Here is a 24748-nt window from a genome sequence, read left to right as displayed (position 1 = left end):
CTAAAAGAGATTTTAGAAATTAATCCTAAAATTGGAGAAATACCAGATATTTTTGAGTATGTTGATTTAGGGAGTGTAGTTGGGACGGACTTAATTAAGCATACCAAAATCCTTAAAAAAAGTGCTCCTTCACGTGCTCAAAGATTAGCAAAAAAAGGTGATGTATTTTATCAAACCGTTCGACCATATCAGAAAAACAATTATTTATATGAATTACAATATAGTAATTATGTTTTTTCTACTGGATATGCGCAATTACGACCGTACTCTGGTGTAGATAGCAACTTTTTATTGAACTGTGTACAGGAAGAAAAATTTGTAACTACTGTTTTAAATTTTTGTACAGGAACAAGCTATCCAGCAATCAATTCTAAAGATTTAGGAAGGATAATGATAAAAATTCCGAAAGGCACTGAACAACAAAAGATTGGCAGCTTTTTCAGGAACCTAGACGAGTTGATTACCCTTCATCAGCGTGGAGAAAAAATAAGTAATAATATAAAGAATTGGAATAGTTACGAATATTTATTAGACTACTCGTTATAGATGAAATATTTATTTATTTCAAAAAATGTATTAGACAGAGCAAAAGGATTTTGTTATATTTATAGATAGTAATATGGAATATTTTAATATTTCAGATAGAAAAGAGGCGAAGTTTTGGAAAAACGAAAAATTGGCGAATTTGTGAAATTTATTCCTGGGATCAATCCTACACGTGCAAGGAAGCAATATGGAAGTGATGAAATCGACTACTATGATCAAGCTGCATTTGAACGTGATAACAGACACGAAGATGGATTTGTTGAAGAAGAGATTATTGGAGATATTCCTGCTGATTTAGCACTTCAAAAGGGAGATGTTGTTATTAGTAACTCAATGCAACTGGCTACAATTGTTGGTGAAGCTAATGCGGGTAAAGTTCCATCACTGAATTTTACCAAAGTTGAGTTCTGTGATGACAATTTGGATAAAAGATATTTTATTTATCTTTTCAATGCTTATCATGATGTTAAATACCAAAAAATGCGTGAATTACAGGGGAATGGGCCCATTTTAAGAATTCCTGTCAAATCTTTGGAAAAACTAGAGATCCCTGTAGTTTCATTAGAAAAACAGGCAAAGATAGGTAGGGCATATGTTGAATCATTGAAACTTCAAGCTAAGCTAAATACATATGGAAAACTAATTGAAAAGTTTACTGAACAAGTGCTAGGGGAAAGTATAGTAAAGGAGAAAAAAGATGAAAAGTAAATCAGAATTACAATTTGAACGAGAAGTTATTGATTATTTAACTAAAATTGGAGGAGTCAAACAATGGGAATATAGGAGTGAGATCAAAACAACTGATCAACTTTGGAATAATTTTAAGCATATTTTGGAGCAAAATAACAGTAAGAAATTAAAACGTGCAACTTTGTCTATAACAGAGTTTAATCAGGTCAAAAAAGTTATTTCTGAGATCGATTCACCCTACAAAGCAGGTCAATTTCTATATGGTTTAAATGGTGAGGCCCAAGTTGAGGTTGATTTAGATAATGGAAAACATGTATACTTAACTGTTTTTGATCAGGCAAAAGTTGGTGGAGGGGATACTGTTTATCAAATCGTTAATCAGATTCAGCGACCAAAAGTTATTGATGGCAAGCCTGATAGGCGTTTTGATGTTACTCTATTGATCAACGGTTTACCGATCATTCAGATTGAATTGAAAAAAGAGCTACACAATGCAAACGAAGCTTTGAACCAGATGGAGCAATATATTGCTGAAAAACAATATAGTGACATTTTTTCGACTTTGCAGATCTTGATTGCAATGACGCCACATCAAATTAAGTATATGGCTAATACGACACTTGATAAGTTTAATCGTGCTTTTGCTTTTGATTGGCAAGATGAAAAGGATGCAAAACCTGTGCGATTTTGGAAAACTTTTGCTGATAAGGTTCTCTCGATACCGATGGCACATGATATGGCGACACGCTATATGGTGTTAGATGGCACTAAAAATAAAGAAAGTATCAAAGTGATGCGACCATATCAAGTTTATGCTACTAAACGTGTCCTTGATAAAGTGAATAATCATGACTTCAGCTATGATGATGGTAGGATAGGATATGTCTGGCATACTACAGGTTCAGGTAAGACGATCACAAGTTTTAAAACTGCTTGGCTCGCAAGTAAATTGCCAAATGTCAAAAAAGTTATCTTTTTAGTTGATCGGATCGCTTTGACAAATCAAACAGCTGATGCCTACAGTGCTTATGACCCTGGGGCAAATCTTGGAGGAAAAACAGGTGTAGTCAGTGACACTGCTAATGTATCAGATCTGCACCGAAAACTTACTAGAAAAAGTGATCAAAACATTATTGTAACAAGTATTCAGAAGATGGCGCGCTATGTTGCGCGGGATAGTTTTAAACCATTGAAAGACAACATTTTGTTTATTGTTGATGAGGCACATCGTTCAACTGGTGATGGTAAGGATAGTACTGGGATGTTGGAATCTATCCGAAAGGCGATTCCTAATTCCGCCTGGGTAGGCTACACGGGGACGCCAAAATTCCCAGAAACTCGTTTGATCTTTGGTGACATTCTGCATGCTTATACGATCAAGGAAGCAATTAAAGATAAAAATGTTTTAGGGTTTAACGTTGAATTTAGGGAAACGATCAAAGCTCCTGAAGATCCAAGTGAAGAAGATATTGATGATAATCTTCGCAGTAGTGTATACGATCATAGCAAGGAACATGTTGAATTAGTCGTTGAAGATATTTTTAAACACTGGAAGGAACGCTCTAATAATCGGAAATATAATGCGCTATTTACAGTACATGTGGGTGGTAATAGGGCAAGTACACCACGGGCAATGGAATATTTTGATAAATTTGCTGAGATAAATCAAACTAAAAATCCTGAAGACCGCTTGAAAGTTGCGATCAGTTTTTCAGTAGATACTTCTAATGGGGATAATCAGCTAAAAACGAATGAAAATTTAGATCGAGCAATCAAAATGTATAACGAAATGTTTGGGACTTCATTTGATATGACAAGTGTAAAACAATATACCGAAGATCTAGCTCGTAGGTTGAACAAAACTGCTGATGATAGGAAATACCTGGATCTAGTTATTGTAGTTGATCAACTATTGACGGGATTTGATGCACCTGAAATGAATACTCTATATATTGACCGGACACTTAAAGGTGGGAACTTGATCCAAGCTTATTCACGGACTAATCGAATGCATGATTTAGTTGATAAGCCCTGGGGCAATGTTGTAAATTACCGTTGGCCTAAGCAAAATGAATACGCAATGAATGAGGCATTTGCTATTTATTCTAATCGTGCTTCTGCGGCTGAACAACAGTCCTTAGAAGAACTGAAGGCAGAAAATGAACAATCAAATATTATTTCTAGGCCTTTTAGTGAAGTCCAAGCTCAAATGCGTGGAGTCGTAAGTGAATTATCAGAATTAACAGATGGATTCATTCAGGTACCCCCAAGCGAAAAAGACCAAGAAGAAACTTTTACAAAGTTAAAAGAGTATAATCGATTACTTAGCCAATTGAAGCAATACACTACTGATGATAAAGGCGACATGGTCTCAGCCTATGATGATCCAGAAAAATTTTATGAGCGTATTGGGATCACTGAAGAACAGGAAGTACTGTTGACAACCGTGATTGCAGATGAATTAAAGGAACGATTTGCGGATCGAGAAAATATTGATGTTTCGCAGATAGACTTAGAAATGGTTCATATCCATGATGTGACGATCAATTATGATTATTTGATCGATCTGATTGCTAAGATGGCAGATGAGATCCATGCAAATAAAATTGAAGAAGCTAAAGAAACAAAAGAAGCGATCAAGCAAGAAATTGCTAAGTCTGATAATGATAAGGAAAAAGCCAAGGTTACGGATTTTGTTGAAAAGATTTTTAACAAGACATTTACATTTGATGAGTATCCTGCCCCACGTGATGTTGAGAAGATGAATGAAGCCATGGAACGTGCCCAAAAGGATAGTAATCTAAAGTTAGTGACAGGCTTTATCCGAATCTGGGGACTTGATAACAGCATTAAGCCAAAAGAGCTTGAGCAACTTATTGACAAGCATCGTCTTGGTCAGGAAGATATGGATAAGCAAGGAGAGTTGACTGCGATCATGAATGACGCACGCTCTGATTATAAGGAGATTGCGCAACCTGAAATCGCAAAATTATCCTGGATAAAATATCGCATTGAATTTCGTAAAGCATTTTATGCAATGGCTGACGAGATCAAGAAGGGTGAATAATAAAGTGTATGTAGGTGTAAGTTTAAAAAAATTAAAATCGCAGGTTAGATTAGTGATAATTTCAACTTTGATAGGTGTTTGGCTCAATGTGGATCTAGTTCAGACGATAGCATATTCAGCGTCATACTTTTATATGTTTGGCTTATGTTGGTTGTTGAAACATCCTAAAGAGGGGAAAATATTTTTTGATGGCTGATGTTGTGCTACAATATATGCATCAATAGCGGTGTAACTTTGCGGAGCGCACTTAAGGGCAGTGAATTCGTTCACTGCCTTTTTTGTTAAGAGTTTTATTGTAGCCGTTTTTTAATTAATACATAGGTCGTATATAATTTTTTATGTAAAAATATCTATGGGTAGTCTAATCAAATCAGTGTCATGATATAATCGAGATGAGAAGTCTCAAAGAGGATAGTATGTTAGGTAAATTTATCTGAGGAGGATCGTGATGGATTATATAGATTTAAGAATTGGAGAAGATCCTGTTTTAGAGCTGGTATATATAGAATATAAGTATAGGATAAACCCTAGGACTCATGAATGGTTGCTTGGAGATATTTCTATAACGCATATGGATTCAGAGGAAAGATATGAGTTAATGAAGTTCCATGGAAAAATTGAACAGACTCACACATTGAAACGGGATAAAGATGGAAATTTGGATCGGAGTGGGGATGGGTATGTTTATTTTAATGATATAGAAGAATTAGTATTTGATAAAGCTACTGAATCAGATAAAAAATGTATGAGAGAAAGGATTAAAGAAGAGATGATGATTTGCGATTCGCCAGTTACGGGGTGGTGGATGCAATATATAACATAGGACTAAAAAATAATGAAACAGGCTTGTAAAAAAGAAGGGGCGTTGTATTGATGAAACTTGAAAATTTTAGGTTTAGCCTGACTGAATACGAATTAGATGAAAATGTTCCTGAAATTGATATTGACTTTCCAAACAGAATTGGACCAACATATCGAGGAGAGATAGAATTGCCTAAAGGAGTTTTGGCTATTCTTTTTACAGAATGGACAAGGCCTTCTGGTGGTGAAATTTGTTCCATCCAAGTTGTTGATCCCGAAGCGTTTTTAAGGGCACCAGAATTAGATGACATAGAAGTCAACGGTTATAACGTCAAGGAATTGATCAGAGAGGCATATCGGCAGTTAAATATTGAAAAATTAACTGAATTTTGAACCAAAAGTAAGAACAACAAAATTGTATAAGAACCTTGTTGAAAAGTATAGTATCTAAGGGGGCTTGACTATTTATGACAACAACTATTGAGGTAAATAAGCAGAGTGTTAGACAACTACTTGAAACTGGTAAAAACAAAAAGTTTATTATTCCAGAATATCAACGTCCATATGCTTGGTCTGATGAACAAATTCAGGTACTATTTGATGATCTTGTTGAATACACCATTAATGATAGTGAAAGTACATATTTTCTTGGAACGATCGTTGCTTATGAAAATGACGATCAAGAGCAAGAAATTATTGACGGACAGCAACGGATAACAACCTTGTTTTTACTACTAAGAGCGGTTTATTCAAAGCTTGAACACAGTTTGGAAAAAGAAGCTATATATTTAAGAAGCCAGATCGAACCAGCAATATGGGAACAGGATGATTTAACTGGTGAAGTTAACTTGGATAAAATTCTTATTACTTCTAAAGTGATGGGGGATGATGGAAATCAAGAATTTGCAAAAATACTTGTAAGTGGCAAAGCAGATCCCAAATCTAATAGTAATTATTCCAAAAATTATATCCAATTACAGCATTTGATAGATGATTATGCTACCAATGAACCGTTATCATTTTATCGATTTGTTAGCAATATTTTGAATAGAGCTATTTTACTCCCTATTATGGCCGATTCTCAGGATACCGCCTTGACCATTTTTTCTACGCTTAATGATCGGGGCTTAGCCTTGTCAGATGCCGATATTTTTAAAGCGAAAATATATAATCGCCTTGATTCCCAGGGAAAGAAAGATTTCATTGAGAAGTGGCAACAACTAGATGAAGAGGCGAAAAACGCTAATGAAAGTATCCAAAAGTTATTTTATTACTACATGTTTTATTTAAGGGCGCTTGAAAATGATCGCAATACTACAACACCAGGGATTCGAAAATTCTACTCAAAGAATAATTTTGAGCGTCTCTATGGTAATGACATAATGGAGCAACTAAATCTGATTTTGAATCTTTGGATCGTGATCAATAATAGGAGTTCATTGCAAGATGAGTCATGGTCTGAAAATGGAGAAATTCAACAAGTTTTAGATGCGCTTACTTCTTATCCAAATGAATTTTGGAAATACCCTGTGGTCATCTATTATATGAAGTATCATTCAGAACCAAATTTTGAGAATGAATTTTTAGCATTTTTGAGAAGGCTACTGGCAGTTTTAGCAGCACAATATATTGTTACGCCAACTGTGAATGCGGTAAAAAGAGGGATTCTCAATCTGAATGCGGAAATTACCAACTCTCCTACTCCTAAATTTTCTTTTAATGCTATTGATGAAAAATTGTTAAAAGACAAAATAAAGAATGCACATAGAAATACAGTAAGGATGATTCTGAAAATGATAGCATATCAGCATCAAACAGAGTTATTACCAAAAAAATGGGAGATAGAACATATTTTTCCGCAAAAATGGCAACCTAATTATTTCCCATTAACTCCTGATGATGAAGTTAAAGAAATTGTGGAGCATATTGGAAATAAAATTCCATTTGAGAAAAAATTAAATATTATTGCTAGTAATAATTACTTTACTAAGAAACAGGAAAGTTATCAAAAATCCAATGTGAAAATTTTGCTTGATCTGTCTAAAGAGCACAATGATTGGGGGCTTGATGAAATTCGCGAAAGAGATATTCGCATTTCAGATGAGTTAGTTGATTTGTTAAATGATTGGGGATTAAATAAGGTAGATGAACAAGTAGAAAAAATGTTAATGCCGATTCCAAATGAACGTGTGGCAGATTATCGAAAATTTATTGAAATGTTCAAAATGGAAGATTCAAATGAATCTAGAGGAAAATTTTTAAATATGTGATCTTATAGTAGAAAAAGCAGCAGATCAGATATCGTATGTCTGAGAGACTTGTTAGTAACGATTTTTTGAGGAGAAAATATGAAAATGAGAGATGATAGTGAAATATCTGAAAGAATTAGATATTTTATCGAAATTCTTGTGCCTAAATATGAGAAACATTTTGGTACTTCTTTGAATGGTATTTCTTTTTGGGATCCACTTGGAATTGAAAATTATCCAGAAGAGGTGGAGGCAGCAATATTCAGGTTACAAAAGGCAATAGCTGATAATAGACCTTTATTTGATGAAGGTGATGTAGATGAGTCGCTAATAATTCCTTCAGACCAAATTATATATTAAATGTCCATGTGGCTGACGCAAAATAAAGTTGTGCTAAGACTGGCATAAAAAATAGGCGGAGTACATTTTTAGGCTATGGAAACATAAGTACCTACTGTTTATACAGTATTTTAAAATTAGTGCAGTATTTCTATTGACGGCAACTTTATAATTTGATATTATATTAGCGTTGTATTTGTGCATGCCACAACTGCAACCGCACGTTTTAAGTTTAAGTGCTCTTTGAGCCACTACATTACGGCGAGTCTAAGTAAAATACAAGGAGGTGCACATTAATGTACGCAATTATTGAAACAGGTGGTAAGCAACTTAAAGTAGAAGCTGGTCAAGCTATCTACGTTGAAAAGTTGGCTGCTGAAGCTGGTGAAAAAGTAACTTTTGATAAAGTTGTTTTAGTAGGCGGCGAAAACACAAAGATCGGTACACCTTTTGTTGAAGGTGCTACTGTTGAAGGTACTGTTGAAAAGCAAGGTCGTGCTAAGAAAGTTGTTACTTTCAAGTACAAGCCTAAGAAGCATCAACATACAAAGCAAGGTCATCGTCAACCATACACAAAGGTTGTTATCGACGCGATCAACGCATAATTTTTGCGAGGTGGACGTTAGATGATCCATGCAAATATTATTAGAAATGGTAAAGTGATCGAAGGTTTCGATATTACTGGTCATGCAGGTTTTGCAAAAGCTGGTGAGGATATTGTTTGTGCAGCTGTTTCAGTGTTAGCGATCAATACGATCAATACATTGGAAAAGTTGCTGAAACAAAAATTTGAACTAGTTGAAGATCAGAAAAATGGTGGGCTTTTGCAAGTAGCTTTATCAGATGAGGGACGAAATAATCCCGCAGTTCAATTGATCTTATCGAGTCTTGAATTAGGTTTGAGAGATGTTGAACAGAGTTATCCAAAATATATAAAAACGAATATAAATTAAGCAATAAGGAGGTGCACGAACTATGTTAATGAACTTACAATACTTCGCTCATAAAAAGGGTGGTGGTTCCACTTCTAACGGTCGTGACTCACGTTCTAAGCGTTTAGGTGCTAAGAGTGCTGACGGTCAAACAGTTAACGGTGGTGCTATCTTATACCGTCAACGTGGTACACGTATTTACCCAGGTGTTAACGTTGGTATGGGTGGCGACAACACATTGTTTGCTAAGGTTGCTGGTGTCGTTAAATTTGAACGTAAAGGCCGCGATAAGAAGCAAGTTAGTGTTTACCCAGTTGCTGAATAATCGGTAATGCTAAAAACGTCTTGATCCCTTGTATAGCAAGGATCAGGTCGTTTTTTATTTTGTGAAAAAATTAGACTGATTTCTTTTTGATTACGTAATTGACCACGTTTTGTTAAAAATTCCAATAATAAAATAGGTCTTCTAGAAAAACATAGCCAAATGCTATCTTTTTAGAAGACCTAACTTTATTTATTTGTATCTTTTTGTGCTGCGAAATATTTTTCTAATCCTTGATAAACGTCATTTACAACGGTCGCACGGTAAAACTTAGAGCTTATCTGATCAAAGTCACGATCGGAATTGATATATCCCATTTCTAATAGGATCGCGGGTTCTTTGATATCACGAATGACCAAAAAGTCACCGACTTCGACCCCGCGATTTTCTAAGCCGATCGCACCGAACTCTTTATTTACCATTTGGGCTAATTTAAGTGAATTTTTATGGTAATAATAGGTCGTAAAACCAGAAGCCGTATTTTTGACTGGCGATGAGTCAAAGTGGAAACTGATAAAAGCATCCGCATGGACTTGATCTGCTAGTGCAGGGCGTTTGCTTAGGCTGACAAAAGTATCATCGCTACGTGTAAGATAGACTTTTGTGTTTTGTTTACGTAATTTTTTTGCCAATAGTTTGGCATAAGCTAAAGTGTATTGTTTTTCTTCTTTTTTCTCAGTGTTTGAAGTCGCCCCAGAATCATAACCACCGTGACCAGGATCGATCACGATCGTCGCATTTGAGAGATCAGTAACTGGTAATTTGTAGCTACTGTTGATCATCCAATCAGCGACCCAGCCTTTTTTTTCATCGTCAGTTTCAACATACATCCAATGATATTTACTTTTTAAGACAGTTACACGTTGATTTTGCTTGAGTTGACTGATTTGATCATATTCAACACCAGGGCCTTTTTTGAGGACAGCATAGTTAGTTTGGATCTCTAGTTGTCCGAAATATTTATAAGTGCGATAACCTAAAATGCTAACTAGTATGAAAATGATCGCAAATAGGACCCGAATACGTTTGGGGAGGCCAGATCCATGAGAAGTTCTAGGCTTTTCCATGTGCATCACTCCAAATTTAACAACTATTCACATTATATCAAAAATTCTTTGTGTCCAACAAGTAAATGCTAACGGTTTCCTAACAAAGCCTGTTGAAATGTAAAAACAAATTAATAGTTGGCAAAACCCCCGATAGAATGATAAAATTTATTCAAACGGCTTTCGTTAAATCGTGAACGAATTTCAGCAAAATTGTTTTAGGAGGATCAACTAATGTCTGACATTAAATACAAACGAGTTGTGATGAAACTGAGCGGGGAAGCATTGGCCGGTGATGCTGGTCAAGGTATCAATCCGCCAGAGATCCGTAAAGTTGCCGAAGAGATCAAAGAAGTGCATGACTTGGGTGTTCAAATCGCGATCGTTGTCGGTGGTGGCAATATGTGGCGTGGAGAATCTGGTGCACAAATGGGAATGGAACGCGCTCAAGCAGATTATATCGGAATGCTTGGAACGGTGATGAATGCTTTGGCACTACAAGACAATTTAGAATCGATCGGAGTACCAACTAGAGTTCAAACTGCAATTGAAATGCGCCAAGTAGCTGAACCATATATTCGACGTAAAGCAATGCGGCATTTGGAAAAGGGACGTATCGTGATCTTTGCAGCCGGCACCGGCTCACCATATTTCTCCACAGATACGACATCAGCTTTACGGGCGTCAGAGATCAATGCTGATGTGATCTTGATGGCTAAAAATGGTGTTGACGGCATTTATTCAGCCGATCCACGTAAAGATGCAAATGCAGTCAAATACGATAAGCTGACCCATATGGAGATCATCAATAAAGGATTACAAGTCATGGATACAACAGCTTCATCACTATCCATGGATAACAATATCCCACTTGTGGTCTTCAACATGAATGAGCGAGGAAATATCAAGAAAGTTGTTCAAGGTGAAACGATCGGAACAACAGTTGAAGGGAAGTAAATAAATTTATGAAAATCACAGATCCAACTATTTTACAATATCAAGAAAAAATGACCAAAGCAGAAGAAGCTTTACAACGTGAATTGGGTACGATCAGAGCAGGGGTAGCCAATGCTAGTTTGTTAAACCGAGTAAACGTTGAATATTATGGGGTGCCAACACCACTTAATCAAATGGCTCAGATCAGTGTTCCAGAAGCACGTGTGCTTCTCATCACACCATACGATAAGTCTTCTTTAAAAGACATCGAACATGCGCTCTTAGCATCTGATCTAGGTATCGCACCTATGAATGACGGGTCAGCTATTCGTTTAGTGATCCCACAATTGACTGAAGAACGGCGTAAGGAATTAGCTAAACAAGTTAAAGCAACTTCTGAAAAGGGCAAAGTTGCTGTTAGAAACGTTCGCCGTGAAATGATGGATGCTTTGAAGAAAGCTCAAAAGAATGGTGATTTGACTGAAGATCAATTACGTGACTTGGAAGATGTTGCCCAAAAAGTAACGGATAATTCGATCAAAAATATTGAAAATATTACAGCAGAAAAAGAAAAAGAAGTGCTTGCCGGTTAGGTGAAAGCTTTATTTTGCTGATAATAACGGGGCAAGGGCTCGTCGAAACAGGCGCTTACTGGATCGACGAATTTGTCCCGTTATTCTTTTAACAGAGGTGAAGATATGTTTTCTAACTTATTTAAAAATAAGCAGGCAGCACAAAACAAGCTAGATCAAAAACGGATACCGGCTCATGTTGCGATCATCATGGATGGTAATGGTAGATGGGCAAAAAAGCGCGGCTTGCCCCGAGTTGCCGGACACAAGCAGGGAATGGAGACGGTCAAAACGATCACTAAAGCAGCTAGTGATCTAGGGGTCAAGGTGTTGACATTATATGCTTTTTCAACAGAAAATTGGAAAAGGCCTCAAGCTGAAGTCGGCTTTTTAATGGATCTTCCAGTAAAATTTTTTAATACATTTGTCCCAGATTTGATCGCAAACAATGTCCGTGTCAATGTGATGGGATATACAGATAAATTACCTGACTCGACAAAAAAAGCAGTTTTTGATGCGATCGAGCAGACTAAAGATAATACCGGCATGGTCTTGAATTTTGCTTTGAATTACGGGGGGCGCGCTGAGATCACGACTGCAGTCCAAGCCGTAGCAACTCAAGTTAAACAAGGAAAATTAGAGCCGTCACAGATCGATGAAAAAGTTTTTTCAGAGGCTTTGATGACGGCAAAACTCCCTTATGCCGATCCAGAATTGCTGATCCGCACGAGCGGGGAAGAACGGATCTCTAACTTTTTATTGTGGCAGATCGCTTACAGTGAGTTAGTATTTACAGATGTTTTATGGCCGGATTTTTCGGCTGAAGATCTAGAGTTATCGATTTATAAATTTCAGCAACGCGATCGACGCTTTGGTGGGCTGAATAAGAAGGAGGATAATTGATGAAACAGCGTGTTACAACAGCGGTGATCGCTTTGATCATTTTCTTACCATTGCTTTATTTAGGGGGACTTCCCTTTGATATCTTGGTAACATTGATGGGGATCGTCGCCATGTCAGAATTTTTGATCATGAAAAAGAAATTACTCGTGTCATTTGAGGCGATCGTTTCTTTTCTTTTGATGCTATCGATTTTATTGCCGGTCTTTTGGGCTGGTTTTTGGACACAGGATACTTTAGGGGGCAGCTTTTATTTGCTAGCCCTAGTCATGCTAGTCTACACTGTGATCTCTAAAAATCGTTTTTCATTTGATGATGCTGGGGTCTTATTATTAGGTGGACTATATGCGGGGCTTGGTTTTAGATTCATGATGCTAGCTCGAGCAGAGAGCTTATGGATGATGCTTTACGCCTTATTGATCGTTTGGATCACAGACAGTGGTGCTTATCTGATCGGACGTAAGATCGGTAAGAATAAATTAGCACCACATATCAGTCCCAATAAAACTTGGGAAGGATCGATCGGTGGTTCGCTCAGTACAGTAGTTATCGTAGGCGCATATCTATATTTTGCACAAGCTGCGTTTCCATATAGTTTCTCAACTATGCTTTTGTGGACTTTAGTCTTCTCAGTTGGAGGCCAACTTGGTGATCTGATCGAATCAGCCTTCAAGCGTCATTATGGAGTCAAGGATTCCGGTAAGATCTTACCAGGTCACGGCGGGATCTTAGACCGTTTTGATTCATTACTATTTGTTTTACCATTGATGCATTTTGCTGGCTTGATCTAAACAAAACGATTAGGATAAGGACGGTAGAGCAATATGATAACAACTATAATTACATTTATCATCGTCTTTGGGATCTTAGTATTTGTCCATGAATTTGGACACTATTATTTTGCCAAACGTGCTGGGATCTTGGTCCGTGAATTTGCGATCGGGATGGGACCTAAACTGTTTGCATATCGCAAGAATGGCACGACCTATACTTGGCGGATCTTACCACTGGGTGGTTATGTCAGCATGGCAGGTTTGGAAGATGATACCGAAGAGCTAAAAAAAGGGATGCCAGTCAGTTTGATCACTGACGAAAATGGTGTCGTTCAAAAGATAAATACTAGTAAAAAGCTCACTTTAGTCGAAGGGATCCCGCTCGAATTGACTGACTGGGATCTAACGGATGGACTTTGGGTCGAAGGGTATGAAAACGGCACTGAAGATGAGATCAAACGCTTCAAAGTTGATCACGATGCCTTGATCATCGGTAAAGATGGGATCGAACTGCAGATCGCACCACGTGATGTGCGTTTTCAGTCGGCTTCGTTAGTCGATCGGATGTTGACCAATTTTGCAGGGCCATTGAATAATTTCTTGTTAGCGATCGTAGCGTTTGGCTTAGTAGCCTTTTTACAGGGAGGGGTCCCTGTAACGACTAATACGATAGCTCAAGTTCAAACTGATTCAGTTGCTCAAAAAGCAGGTCTAAAAGCAAATGATACGATCATTGCGATCGATGGTGCTAAAACACCGACTTGGGACGATGTGGCCCAACATATCAGATCAGCTGATGGCAAAGAACTTGTTTTAACAGTCAAACGAGCTGATAAAAAGCAAAATATTAAAGTCACACCAGTCCAAAAAAACGTAAATGGACAAAAGGTCGCCCAGATTGGTATAATTGCTAAAGGAAAAATGGATCGTTCTATCAAAGCCAAGCTGACTTATGGTTTTACCCAAACTTGGTATGTGATAAAACAGCTAGGAAATGCCTTAGCATCAATGTTACACGGCTTTAGTCTAAATGATCTAGGTGGTCCAGTAGCAATGTTTTCCCTCACATCACAGGCTAAAGAAAATGGCCTGATCAGTGTTGTGACACTAACAGCACTGTTGTCAGTTAACTTAGGGATCATCAACTTGTTACCGATTCCTGCTTTGGATGGGGGCAAGTTGCTATTAAATATTATCGAAGCGATCAGAAGAAAACCACTTGATCCAGAAAAGGAGATCATTATCACAATGATCGGTTTTGGATTTTTAATGATCTTGATGCTTCTAGTTACGTGGAATGATATTCAACGCTATTTCTTCCGCTAATTAAATATAAAAGGGGTCTAAGCAAGAATGAAACAATCAAAAATGTTGATTCCAACATTAAAAGAAGTGCCAAGCGATGCTGAAGCACTCAGTCACCAGTTGATGTTACGAGCTGGTTATATCAAACAAGTAACAGCCGGAGTCTATGCCTATTTACCATTGGCTTATCGGGTCTTAAATAATATTGAAACGATCATCCGTGATGAAATGGACAAGATCGATGCCGTTGAAATGCTTGTACCAGGAGTTTTGCCAGCTGAGCTTTGGGAAGAATCTGGTCGTTACAAGACATACGGAGCTAACTTATTTAAATTAAAGGATCGTCATGAACGTGACTTTATCTTAGGACCAACACATGAAGAGACATTTACTAAGATCATCAAAGACGCGATCAAGACATACAAAAAATTACCTTTGACGTTGTATCAGATCCAAATGAAGTATCGAGATGAAAGTCGTCCGCGTTTTGGACTATTGCGGGGGCGTGAATTCTTGATGTTAGACGATTATTCATTCCACACAGATATGGAAAGTTTAGATCAAACCTATCGTGACATGGATAAAGCCTACCAACATATCTTTGAACGTGTCGGCCTTGATTTTAGAGGGATCATTGCTGATGCTGGTGCAATGGGTGGTAAGGATTCTAAAGAATTTATGGCGATCGCACCGATCGGGGAAGATACGGTCGTTTATTCCGATTCAAGTGATTACGCTGCTAACCTTGAAATGGCAAAAAACTTGCGGATCAATAAGAAATCCCATGAAACGCCAAAGGAATTGACAAAAGTAGCCACACCAGATGCAAAGACGATCGATGAAGTTTCAGCTTTCTTAGAAGTTGAGCCTGAAAATATGATCAAAACCTTGGTCTTTATGGCTGATGAAAAACCAGTTATCGTTTTGATGCGTGGTAATGACGAGCTCAATGAAGTTAAATTGAAAAACTACTTAGATTGTGATTTCCTAGATCCAGCTGAAGATACCAAAGCGCGTGAACTTTTAGGTGCAGATTTTGGCTCTTTAGGACCAGTTGGTGTAGCAAAAGACATTAAGATCGTAGCTGATCTGGATGTTGAAGGGATGGTCAATGCTAATGTAGGGGCTAACGAAAATGGTTACCACTACATGAACGCTAATATCGAACGCGATTATCGGGTAGACGATTTTGTCGATCTTCGGACCGTCAAAGAAGGGGATCTTTCGCCAGATGGTGAGGGTGTCCTTAAGTTTACCCGTGGGATCGAGATCGGTCATATTTTCAAATTAGGTACACGTTATTCTGAAAGCTTAGGTGCGACAGTTTTAGATGAAAATGGGCGTGAAGTACCGATCATCATGGGTAGCTATGGTATCGGGGTATCTCGCTTGCTATCTGCGATCGTAGAACAAAATAGCGATGAAAATGGGATCATTTGGCCACGGTCGATCGCACCATTTGATATTCACGTGGTACCGGTCAATGTTAAAAAAGAAGAACAAGTTAAACTAGCAACTGAGATCACAACAATGTTAGAAGATGCTGGCTACAAAGTTTTAGTTGATGATCGTAAAGAACGTCCAGGGATAAAATTTGCCGATGCAGATCTTATCGGTCTACCTGCTCGGATCACAGTTGGTAAAAAAGCCGATGAAGGAATCGTTGAGATCAAATTACGTCGTACAGGCGAAACACTTGAAGTTAAGACAGATGAATTATTAAATTCGATCAAGATCTTACTCAAAGAAGATCAAGGCATTTTTGGCTAGATATAGATAATTGGACTGGCGAAAGTGACTTCACCAGTCCTTTTATTTCTGATAGAGAGGGGTCAGAATTTGGAACCAAATAAACAGGAATTGTTTTTGCGCTTACTTGAACAGATCAAGTGGCAACATTTACCAGAAGAACAAGAGCTCTTTACCGGGGCTGCGATCGATAAAGTCGAAGTTCATACAGCTTCAAAACGCTGGGAATTTGTGATCAGTCTAAAGCAAGTGTTGCCCTTTACAACATTTTTGCGCTTTAACCACGCTCTTGCCAACGCTTTTGAACCGATCGCTCAAACGACTTTGAATTTGAAAGTCCAAGAGAAAACGTTAAATGATCGTGATCTGGGTGATTATTGGGCCTATGTGGTTTCAACGTGCGGGGTCAATTCGCCTTTGATCCAAGAATTGTGTCAAGGTAAGGTACCGTATTTAGATGATAACCGTGTCATGTTGCTAGCTGAAAATGAGATCATCAAAAACTTTTTGACGACCCAGGCTTTAGGACCGATCGAACGGACATATCACCGGTATGGCTTTCCTAAATTTACGATCAATACGCTGATCGATGAATCAAAGTCTCAGGCTAAGATCGATGAATACAAAGAACAAAAAGCTAGATCTGATGCACAATTGGCCCAACAAGCTGTTGAGGCGATCCAAAAACAAAATGAAAAACGACAACAAAAAGCCAAAGAAAAAGAAACAGTCACTGTTGACGGACCAGTTCAACTTGGCAAGAAGATCGCTGATGATGCTGAGATCAGACAGATGGCAACGATCACGGAAGAAGAACGTTCAGTGGTCGTTCAAGGTTATATTTTCGATAAGGAAGTTAGGACTCTACGCTCCGAGCGCAAATTGCTCATCATCAAGGTCACAGATTATTCTTCATCAATAGTGATCAAGAAGTTTTCGCGCAATGAAGAAGATGAAGCGATGTTTGATGCTTTAGCTGTAGGTAAGTGGGTCAAAATTCGTGGGAGCGTTCAAGAAGATACCTATATGCGCGATCTAGCGATGAACGCTTATGATATCGTTGAAGTAGCACATGAAGGACGCAAAGATACCGCACCAAAAGATCATAAGCGGGCTGAATTGCATGTGCATTCCAATATGAGTATGATGGATGCAACAAACAGTATCAGCGACTATGTCAAGCAAGCAGCAACTTGGGGCCAAAAAGCGATCGCGATCACTGATCATAGTACGCTACAAGCTTTCCCAGAAGCGCATAGTGCAGGATTGAAGAATAATGTCAAGATCTTATATGGGGTCGAAGCTAATGTTGTTGATGACGGGCAACCGATCGCCTATAATGAACAACACGTGAAATTAAAAGATGCGACTTATGTAATTTTTGATACGGAAACGACAGGGTTATCGGCTCGTTATGATAAGGTCATCGAATTAGCGGCAGTCAAGATGAAAGATGGCGAAGTGATCGAGCGCTTTGAACAATTTATCGATCCCGGGCATCCTCTTTCACAAACGACGATCAAATTGACGTCGATCACTGATGATATGGTCCGAGGCTCAAAGTCCGAAAAAGAAGTTTTTGAGATGTTCCAAGAATTCTGTAAGGGCAGTATCATTGTTGGGCATAACGCGACCTTTGACGTGGACTTTATGAATACTGGTTATGCTCGGCATGGACTGCCCTTGATCGGTGAACCTTGGTTGGATACATTGCCGATGGCACGCTTATTGTATCCAGAGATGAAAGGTTTTCGTTTGAATACCTTAGCTAAGAAATTAAATGTTAACTTGGAACACCATCACCGGGCGATCTATGATGCGGAAGCAACGGGCTACATCTATTATGCGATGCTAAAAGATGCTGAAGAGAAGTTAAATATCGAATATCATGATCAATTTAATACGCAAAATGATGATGATACTTATAAACATCAGCATCCGTTTCATGCGGTGATCTTGGCTAAAACACAAGAAGGACTCAAAAATCTCTTTAAAGTTGCTTCAGAGTCAATGGTCAAGTATTTTTACCGCATTCCACGGGTACCACGCTCGGTCCTAGATAAATATCGTGAAGGCTTGATCGTTGGTTCAGCGTGTGCTGATGGGGAAGTTTTTACTGCGATGATGCAAAAAGGTTATGAACAAGCTAAAGAAAAGGCAAAATATTATGATTATTTAGAAGTTCAGCCTAAAGCATTATATGCACCTTTGATCGAACAAGAGTTAGTCAAAAATAATAAAAATTTAGAAGAGATCATTGCCAATATGGTGCAATTAGCTGAAGAGCTCAAGATCCCGATCGCAGCTACGGGGGATGTGCACTTTATGAATAAAGAAGATGCGATCTACCGTAAGATCTTGATCCATTCACAAGGCGGGGCTAACCCGCTTAATAAGCTACGTGATCTACCGGATGCACATTTTCGAACAACTGATGAAATGTTGGAAGATTTTGCCTTTTTAGGTGAAGAAAAAGCACAAAAAGTCGTAGTGACTGATCCAAATAAGATCGTCGACATGTGTGATGAGATCACGCCAGTCAAGGATAAATTGTATACACCTAAAATGCCTGGGGCTGAAGATGATATCAAGAATTTGACATTGAACAAAGCTCATGAATGGTATGGCGATCCATTACCAGATATCGTACAAAAACGCGTCGATAAAGAATTGAAATCTGTTATTGGAAATGGATTTTCGGTAATTTATTTGATCTCACAAAAGCTGGTGGCTAAATCCAATAAAGATGGCTATTTAGTAGGGTCTCGGGGGTCAGTGGGCTCAAGTTTAGTCGCAACACTGACCGGTATCACCGAGGTCAACCCATTGCCACCACATTATCGTTGTCCAAAGTGTAAGTGGTCGCATTTTTATGAAAAAGGTGAGTATGGTTCGGGCTATGATTTACCTGATAAAGAATGTCCAGAATGTGGAGCAGAATTGGTCAAAGATGGCCAAGAGATCCCGTTTGAAACGTTCCTTGGTTTTAAGGGGAATAAAGTTCCCGATATCGATCTGAACTTCTCAGGTGACTATCAACCGGTAGCTCATAACTATACGAAGGTCTTGTTTGGCGAGAATAATGTTTTTCGGGCTGGCACGATCGGTACCGTGGCTGATAAAACGGCCTATGGTTATGTCAAGGCTTACGAACGTGATACTGAGCAGAATTTACGGGGCGCGGAAGTCGATCGACTGGCTAAGGGGGCTACAGGCGTCAAGCGAACGACCGGGCAACACCCAGCTGGGATCTTGGTCGTACCTGATTATCTTGATATCTATGACTTTACTCCGATCCAGTACCCAGCTGACGATCTGACGGCAGCTTGGAAAACGACGCACTTTGATTTCCACTCGATCCATGATAATATCTTGAAACTCGACTGTTTAGGGCATGATGATCCGACAATGATCAGAATGTTGCAAGATCTCTCAGGGATCGAACCAAAAACGATCCCGACCGATGATCCTGGTGTGATGAAGCTGTTTTCAGGAACTGATATTTTGGGTGTCACTCCAGAGCAGATCCAGTCTAAGACGGGGACTTTGGGGATCCCCGAATTTGGGACACGCTTTGTTCGTGGTATGTTAGAAGAAACGCATCCCAAAACGTTTGCCGAATTAGTCAAGATCTCTGGGCTTTCTCACGGGACTGATGTGTGGTTAGGTAACGCAGAAGAACTGATCCAAAATGGGACCGTTACGATGCCAGAAGTTATTGGATGTCGTGACGATATCATGATGGACTTGATCCATATGGGAGTTGAGTCTGACTTAGCCTTTAAGATCATGGAACATGTGCGTAAGGGACGTGGTATCCCAGATGAGTGGCAAGCAGCGATGCGTGAATCTGAAGTACCAGAATGGTATATCGGGGCTTGCTTGAAGATCAAATACATGTTCCCGAAAGCTCACGCAGCGGCCTACGTGTTGATGGCTTTACGGATCGCCTATTTCAAGGTGTACTATCCATTAGTATACTATGCTGCTTATTTCTCAGTCAGAGCTGATGATTTTGATCTAGTTTCGATGGCTCATGGTAAAGAGTCAGTCAAAGCTGCGATGAAAGAGATCAATGACAAGGGTAATGAAGCTACGGCAAAGGAAAAAAATCTATTGACCGTACTTGAATTAGCCAACGAAATGTTGGAACGTGGCTTTGAATTCAAAATGGTCGATCTCAATAAATCAGATGCCAGTGATTGGTTGATCGAAGATAATACTTTGATCGCGCCATTTACGGCAGTGCCAGGTTTGGGCTTGAACGTTGCTAAACAGATCGTGGCGGCACGTGAGGAACAAGATTTCTTATCTAAAGAAGATCTCGCTAAACGTGGTAAGGTTTCTGCGACGATCATCGATTTTATGACCGAAAACCATGTTTTAGATGATCTACCAGACGAAAATCAATTGAGTTTATTTGAAAATTTATTCTAAATAAGCTTCGTTTTTGAAGATTAGAACAATTTAATAAAAGAGATGCCTGATTTTCAAATGGGCAAAAATGATTCAAAGCGATACTGGAAAGGGTATCGCTTTTTTGTGTTATAAGGGTTTATCGATCTGAGCAATCTGCTCTTCAAAATCTTGATGTGCTTTTTAGTAATGTGTATATAGATCTTTATTTCGCATATGTTTTTCGATTATCTCTGTCGCTTCGGGAGATAAAAATATCTTACGTATTCCTGCGAAAGTTTTAGTAGAATCTGACAAATAGTACCGAGGTGGCGAGCTCAAGAAAACAGCGAGTGATCGATATCAAGATACATTTTATCAGCTTCTTTGATCACATCTTGAATGCACAAGCCAGTCAGATGTTGTAGCTTAAAGATATCAGCGTAGTGATCGCACCATTGGTCAAGCAATCATTATTAAAGTATCGCTTTAGGTTTTGAATGGAAATATTATTTATGATAGTGTCATGACCGAAATCGTCGATAAATTTTTTGATAAATAGTCCATCGTTTTTATATGTATTAGGTTGAACACATTTCTGATACTGATCTAAAAAGGTGGCTGAAATTTGTGCAAGTACTGCTGTTTGAACAAACTCATTTTCTTCAGCCAACACCCTATTGATCTTGTGTTCTAGTTCTTGGGTAGTGGCTTTTATGATTTGAGACATCTTCTTTCCATAGGTGATAGATACTTTACGATATTTTCTAGTAAGTGTCGATTTGTAGCGTTCGACAAAGCAGTAAGGTAAATTAAACAGAACTAAAAATGGTTTTGGAAATAAAGAAGTAGGCTCTGTTGACCATGTCATTGGGATAGATTATAATTCGGGTGAAGAGACAATTGGATCGAAATCCACCATTCTAAGAAAAGGACTCATAGTAGTTCCGTATAAGCCAATGAATGGAGATGAGGTTGATGCTAAATAATTTTTTAGGGAAGAATGTTAGGATAATTGATGATGATAATATGGAGTGGAGAGGCTATGTAAGAAGTATTGAGACTCCAGAGGATTCCGATGATGGACAATGGTGGCTAGATATAGTTAATGTGAACAAACCGGGTTTTGAGACAGGACTTTCAATATCAGAGAGTGAAATAAAGGAAATATCAGAGGTGGATAATGGCTAAAAATGATTATTATGTTTTGGTCTATCGAGTGCTGATGTATTTGTATAACTGTTTGAAAAACGGCGAAGATGTTGATGTTAGTAAATTAACTCCCCAATGGCTAGGTATCAATGAGCGATATTTTGAATATATCTTTAATACGTTAGATGAAGAGGGATTTATTCTTAATGCGGCGTATATTGAAGATTATGCGGGAAAGCATCTTCAAAACAATATTATGATCAGTCCTAAAGGAAGTTCTTATTTGCATGAAAATAGCACGATACAAAAAGTAAAGAAATCGATCAAGGGAATATCTGATATTGTCGGCAATATCAATCTACTTTGATATTTTTTAATAGTTCGACCTGGGCAAGTCGATAAAAGGCTTATTTTTTATGCGATCGGTGAACGTGATCAGAAATACAAATCTGATCTATTAGGGACAAAAATTGTGATATTAATGAAGAGTTAAATTAAGCGCCACCTGACAAAAAGTCAGAAGATAAATATAGAAAAAATAATGTAATCTTGAAATTTCAAGGTTTTAGTGTTACAATTACTTATGTATTTTGATAACTCGTGAGAGTGAGCAGAGATGCTCACTCTTTTTATTGGAATAAAAAATGCGTTACAATAGAGTTACAAGTTATTTTAGAGGGGGCTAATGCGTGAGTGTTGTAGAAACAGTAACGAAGCTAGTTACACCGATCTTGGATGATCATCACTTTGAATTAGTTGATATCGAATTTGTCAAAGAAGGAAAAAGTTGGTATTTGCGTGTCTTTATCGACAAGGAAGGGGGCATCAACATCGAAGAATGTGCCCTTGTTAGTGACCAACTTAGTGAAAAGTTGGATAATTGTGATCCAGATCCAATTCCACAAGCTTATTATTTGGAAGTTTCTTCGCCAGGGGCAGAACGACCATTGAAAAAAGAAAAAGATTATGAGCGTGCTTTGAACTCATATATCAATGTTTCACTTTACCAACAACTCGATGGTAAGAAAGTATATGAAGGAACAATGACAGCATTATCCAAAGATGAGTTGACACTCGAATATATGGATAAGACCCGTAAAAAAACAATCACGATCCCACGTAAGCAAATTGCTAAAGCGCGGCTCGCAATTAAATTTTAAAAGATTATTTTTACAAGGAGAATCAAACCATGAGTAAGGAATTACTTAACGCATTAGATGCGCTTGAAACAGAAAAAGGAATCAAAAAAGAAATTGTGATCGATGCGTTGGAACAGGCTTTAGTTTCAGCTTACAAGCGAAACTATGATAAGGCCCAAAACGTAGAAGTTGAATTTGACAAGCGTAAAGGTGACATCAAAGTCTATTCCGTCAAAGAAGTTGTCAACAATGTCTTTGACTCACGCTTGGAAGTTAGCTTAGAAGATGCATTAGAGATCAACAAGGCTTATGAAGTCGGTGATACGATCCGCTTTGAGGTGACACCACGTGATTTTGGACGGATCGCAGCTCAAACGGCTAAACAAGTGATCATGCAACGTGTGCGGGAAGAAGAACGCCAAATGATCTATGATCAATACAGCAAGTATGAAAATGAGATCGTCTCTGGTGAAGTTGAACGTCACGATAGCCGTTATATCTATGTTAATTTAGGCAATGTTGAAGCTGTTTTATCTAAAAAAGACCAAGTACCGGGTGAAGTTTACAAATCACATGATCGGATCAAAGTTTACATCTACAAAGTTGTTGATCCATCGGCTAATAATAATGAGCCAGAAGTTGAAAATAAAGATGGTAAGAAGCGGCGTAAGAATCGAGGACCACAAGTTTACGTTAGCCGTTCTCACCCAGATCTATTGAAACGCCTATTTGAAAATGAAGTGCCTGAAATTTTTGACGGTACCGTTGAGATCAAATCGATCGCACGTGAAGCCGGTGATCGGGCTAAAGTGGCAGTTTACTCGGCGGAAGAAGGCGTTGATCCGATCGGAACCTGTGTGGGGCCACGAGGTGAACGTGTTCAAGCGATCGTCAATGAATTGAATGGTGAAAAGATGGATATCATTGAATGGAGTGAAGATCCAGCAAAATATATCTCAAATGCTTTGAACCCAGCAAATATCGTTGAAGTTCGCTTTGATCCTGAAAATGAACGTGTTTGCACAGTGATCGTGCCAGATGATCAACTTTCACTTGCGATCGGTAAGCGTGGGCAAAATGCTCGTTTAGCAGCGCATTTGACCGGATACAAGATCGATATCAAATCCGAATCCGATATGGCTGCTTTAGAAGCCGATGCTGAGCTAGCTGAGAAAGCAGAAGTTTCAATTGAAACGACTGAAGAATAGGGGGCACAAACATGGCACAACGCAAGATCCCAATGCGCAAAGATATCGTTACTGGTGAAATGAAACCTAAAAAAGAACTTGTACGCGTCGTGAAAAATAAAGAAAATGAAGTGAGTCTTGACCCAACTGGTAAAAAAGCTGGCCGGGGTGCATATATTCATTTAGATGTGGCTACCGCAAAGAAAGCTCGGGAACAAAAGACTTTTGATAAAGTTTTTGGTGTTAAGATCGAACCTGCTTTTTATGATGAATTAGTGGCCTATGTCGATCACCAAGTTGCACGAGCAGAGTTATTTGGCAATGGAAAATAAGATCGAACAGCGAAAAGCTCTAAACTTATTGGGATTAGCTCGGAAAGCTGGCAAGTTGACTACAGGCCAAGACCTGGTCTTAGCAGCGATTCGTTCCGGAAAGGCTAAAGTCGTGCTAATGGCAAACGATTGTGGGCAAAGCACCCAAAAGAAATTCACTGATAAGTGTAAGAGCTATGATGTAGCATTAACAACAGAATTTACAAAACAGGAGTTAAGTGCTGCGATCGGCGCAAAGCGTTCCTTGATCGCAGTTACCGATCCTGGTTTTGGGAAGAAGATACGCCAGCTTCTTTTTTCTTGATCGAAGGGTATA

The 24748-nt window shown here is 38.5% G+C and carries 25 protein-coding genes and 1 other annotated feature; of the genes, 23 read left to right on the top strand and 2 right to left on the bottom strand.

Annotated elements, in window-relative coordinates; translation table 11 throughout:
• The 10 genes from LMU01S_RS04650 to rpmA form a co-directional block, all read left to right on the top strand.
• Positions 1-546 (top strand): restriction endonuclease subunit S (locus LMU01S_RS04650; RefSeq protein ID WP_225354601.1); only part of this gene is annotated, 546 nt, incomplete at its 5' end.
• A 114-nt stretch (positions 547-660) separates the two neighbouring features.
• Positions 661-1254, top strand: coding sequence for a restriction endonuclease subunit S (locus tag LMU01S_RS04645; protein ID WP_056960114.1), 594 nt, complete (start codon positions 661-663; stop codon positions 1252-1254).
• Entirely contained in the window at positions 1244-4303 is a 3060-nt protein-coding gene (locus tag LMU01S_RS04640; RefSeq protein WP_056960112.1) for a type I restriction endonuclease subunit R, read from the top strand. The genes LMU01S_RS04645 and LMU01S_RS04640 overlap by 11 nt, the downstream gene beginning before the upstream one ends.
• A gap of 448 nt (positions 4304-4751) precedes the next feature.
• Complete coding sequence (locus LMU01S_RS04630) at positions 4752-5126, top strand: hypothetical protein (protein WP_056960109.1); 375 nt, start codon at positions 4752-4754, stop codon at positions 5124-5126.
• Positions 5127-5176: 50 nt separating this feature from the next.
• Entirely contained in the window at positions 5177-5497 is a 321-nt protein-coding gene (locus LMU01S_RS04625; RefSeq protein ID WP_056960107.1) for a hypothetical protein, read from the top strand.
• 74 nt (positions 5498-5571) lie between these two features.
• Entirely contained in the window at positions 5572-7374 is a 1803-nt protein-coding gene (locus LMU01S_RS04620) for a DUF262 domain-containing protein (protein ID WP_056960104.1), read from the top strand.
• Between the two features lie 78 nt (positions 7375-7452).
• Entirely contained in the window at positions 7453-7713 is a 261-nt protein-coding gene (locus tag LMU01S_RS04615; RefSeq protein ID WP_056960102.1) for a hypothetical protein, read from the top strand.
• A 184-nt stretch (positions 7714-7897) separates the two neighbouring features.
• Positions 7898-7971: a sequence feature (ribosomal protein L21 leader region), on the top strand.
• A gap of 17 nt (positions 7972-7988) precedes the next feature.
• The gene (rplU, locus tag LMU01S_RS04610; protein ID WP_056960100.1) at positions 7989-8297 is read left to right on the top strand and encodes a 50S ribosomal protein L21; all 309 of its coding nucleotides are present in this window, start codon (positions 7989-7991) and stop codon (positions 8295-8297) included.
• 21 nt (positions 8298-8318) lie between these two features.
• The gene (locus LMU01S_RS04605; RefSeq protein ID WP_056960097.1) at positions 8319-8645 is read left to right on the top strand and encodes a ribosomal-processing cysteine protease Prp; all 327 of its coding nucleotides are present in this window, start codon (positions 8319-8321) and stop codon (positions 8643-8645) included.
• A gap of 22 nt (positions 8646-8667) precedes the next feature.
• Positions 8668-8949: a 50S ribosomal protein L27 gene (gene rpmA / locus LMU01S_RS04600; protein ID WP_004048016.1), complete on the top strand. Its 282-nt coding sequence runs from the start codon at positions 8668-8670 to the stop codon at positions 8947-8949.
• 185 nt (positions 8950-9134) lie between these two features.
• Here the strand turns inward: rpmA and LMU01S_RS04595 are convergent, their stop codons facing one another.
• Positions 9135-10013 carry an N-acetylmuramoyl-L-alanine amidase family protein gene (locus tag LMU01S_RS04595; protein ID WP_056960095.1) on the bottom strand — a complete coding sequence of 293 codons (879 nt, stop codon included), beginning with the start codon at positions 10011-10013 and terminating at the stop codon, positions 9135-9137.
• Between the two features lie 213 nt (positions 10014-10226).
• Here LMU01S_RS04595 and pyrH point away from each other — a divergent pair, with 213 nt between their 5' ends.
• The 7 genes from pyrH (at position 10227) to LMU01S_RS04560 (ending at position 20664) form a co-directional block, all read left to right on the top strand.
• Complete coding sequence (gene pyrH / locus LMU01S_RS04590) at positions 10227-10949, top strand: UMP kinase (RefSeq protein WP_004048013.1); 723 nt, start codon at positions 10227-10229, stop codon at positions 10947-10949.
• 8 nt (positions 10950-10957) lie between these two features.
• The gene (gene frr, locus LMU01S_RS04585; protein ID WP_004048012.1) at positions 10958-11521 is read left to right on the top strand and encodes a ribosome recycling factor; all 564 of its coding nucleotides are present in this window, start codon (positions 10958-10960) and stop codon (positions 11519-11521) included.
• A gap of 105 nt (positions 11522-11626) precedes the next feature.
• Complete coding sequence (gene uppS / locus LMU01S_RS04580; protein ID WP_004048011.1) at positions 11627-12403, top strand: undecaprenyl pyrophosphate synthase; 777 nt, start codon at positions 11627-11629, stop codon at positions 12401-12403.
• Positions 12403-13191, top strand: coding sequence for a phosphatidate cytidylyltransferase (locus tag LMU01S_RS04575; protein WP_056960094.1), 789 nt, complete (start codon positions 12403-12405; stop codon positions 13189-13191). Before uppS ends, LMU01S_RS04575 begins: the two co-directional genes overlap by 1 nt.
• A gap of 33 nt (positions 13192-13224) precedes the next feature.
• A complete protein-coding gene (rseP, locus tag LMU01S_RS04570) occupies positions 13225-14499 on the top strand; it encodes an RIP metalloprotease RseP (RefSeq protein ID WP_056960092.1) in 1275 nt (424 codons plus the stop codon).
• A gap of 27 nt (positions 14500-14526) precedes the next feature.
• Positions 14527-16248 carry a proline--tRNA ligase gene (locus LMU01S_RS04565; protein ID WP_056960090.1) on the top strand — a complete coding sequence of 574 codons (1722 nt, stop codon included), beginning with the start codon at positions 14527-14529 and terminating at the stop codon, positions 16246-16248.
• 69 nt (positions 16249-16317) lie between these two features.
• Positions 16318-20664, top strand: a complete 4347-nt coding sequence (locus LMU01S_RS04560) for a PolC-type DNA polymerase III (RefSeq protein ID WP_056960088.1) — start codon at positions 16318-16320, stop codon at positions 20662-20664.
• Positions 20665-21037: 373 nt separating this feature from the next.
• Here LMU01S_RS04560 and LMU01S_RS10250 read toward each other — a convergent pair whose 3' ends face one another.
• Entirely contained in the window at positions 21038-21493 is a 456-nt protein-coding gene (locus tag LMU01S_RS10250; protein WP_225354600.1) for a hypothetical protein, read from the bottom strand.
• A 107-nt stretch (positions 21494-21600) separates the two neighbouring features.
• Here LMU01S_RS10250 and LMU01S_RS04550 point away from each other — a divergent pair, with 107 nt between their 5' ends.
• The 6 genes from LMU01S_RS04550 (at position 21601) to LMU01S_RS04525 (ending at position 24736) form a co-directional block, all read left to right on the top strand.
• Positions 21601-21813 (top strand): hypothetical protein, encoded by a 213-nt coding sequence (locus LMU01S_RS04550; RefSeq protein ID WP_056960118.1) that lies wholly within the window; start codon positions 21601-21603, stop codon positions 21811-21813.
• Positions 21806-22141: a YjcQ family protein gene (locus LMU01S_RS04545; protein WP_056960084.1), complete on the top strand. Its 336-nt coding sequence runs from the start codon at positions 21806-21808 to the stop codon at positions 22139-22141. The genes LMU01S_RS04550 and LMU01S_RS04545 overlap by 8 nt, the downstream gene beginning before the upstream one ends.
• A 322-nt stretch (positions 22142-22463) precedes the next feature.
• Complete coding sequence (gene rimP / locus LMU01S_RS04540) at positions 22464-22934, top strand: ribosome maturation factor RimP (RefSeq protein ID WP_004047998.1); 471 nt, start codon at positions 22464-22466, stop codon at positions 22932-22934.
• Positions 22935-22963: 29 nt separating this feature from the next.
• The gene (gene nusA, locus LMU01S_RS04535) at positions 22964-24121 is read left to right on the top strand and encodes a transcription termination factor NusA (protein WP_004047996.1); all 1158 of its coding nucleotides are present in this window, start codon (positions 22964-22966) and stop codon (positions 24119-24121) included.
• Positions 24122-24132: 11 nt separating this feature from the next.
• Positions 24133-24432 carry an RNase P modulator RnpM gene (gene rnpM, locus LMU01S_RS04530; protein ID WP_010689155.1) on the top strand — a complete coding sequence of 100 codons (300 nt, stop codon included), beginning with the start codon at positions 24133-24135 and terminating at the stop codon, positions 24430-24432.
• Complete coding sequence (locus LMU01S_RS04525) at positions 24422-24736, top strand: L7Ae/L30e/S12e/Gadd45 family ribosomal protein (RefSeq protein WP_004047992.1); 315 nt, start codon at positions 24422-24424, stop codon at positions 24734-24736. Before rnpM ends, LMU01S_RS04525 begins: the two co-directional genes overlap by 11 nt.
• The last annotated feature ends 12 nt before the right edge of the window (positions 24737-24748 follow it).

The sequence above is a fragment of the Ligilactobacillus murinus DSM 20452 = NBRC 14221 genome (assembly GCF_001591685.1).
GTDB lineage: Bacteria > Bacillota > Bacilli > Lactobacillales > Lactobacillaceae > Ligilactobacillus > Ligilactobacillus murinus.
The sequence above is the reverse complement of the archived record's forward strand: the minus strand, read 5'-3'. Positions and strand labels throughout refer to the sequence as shown.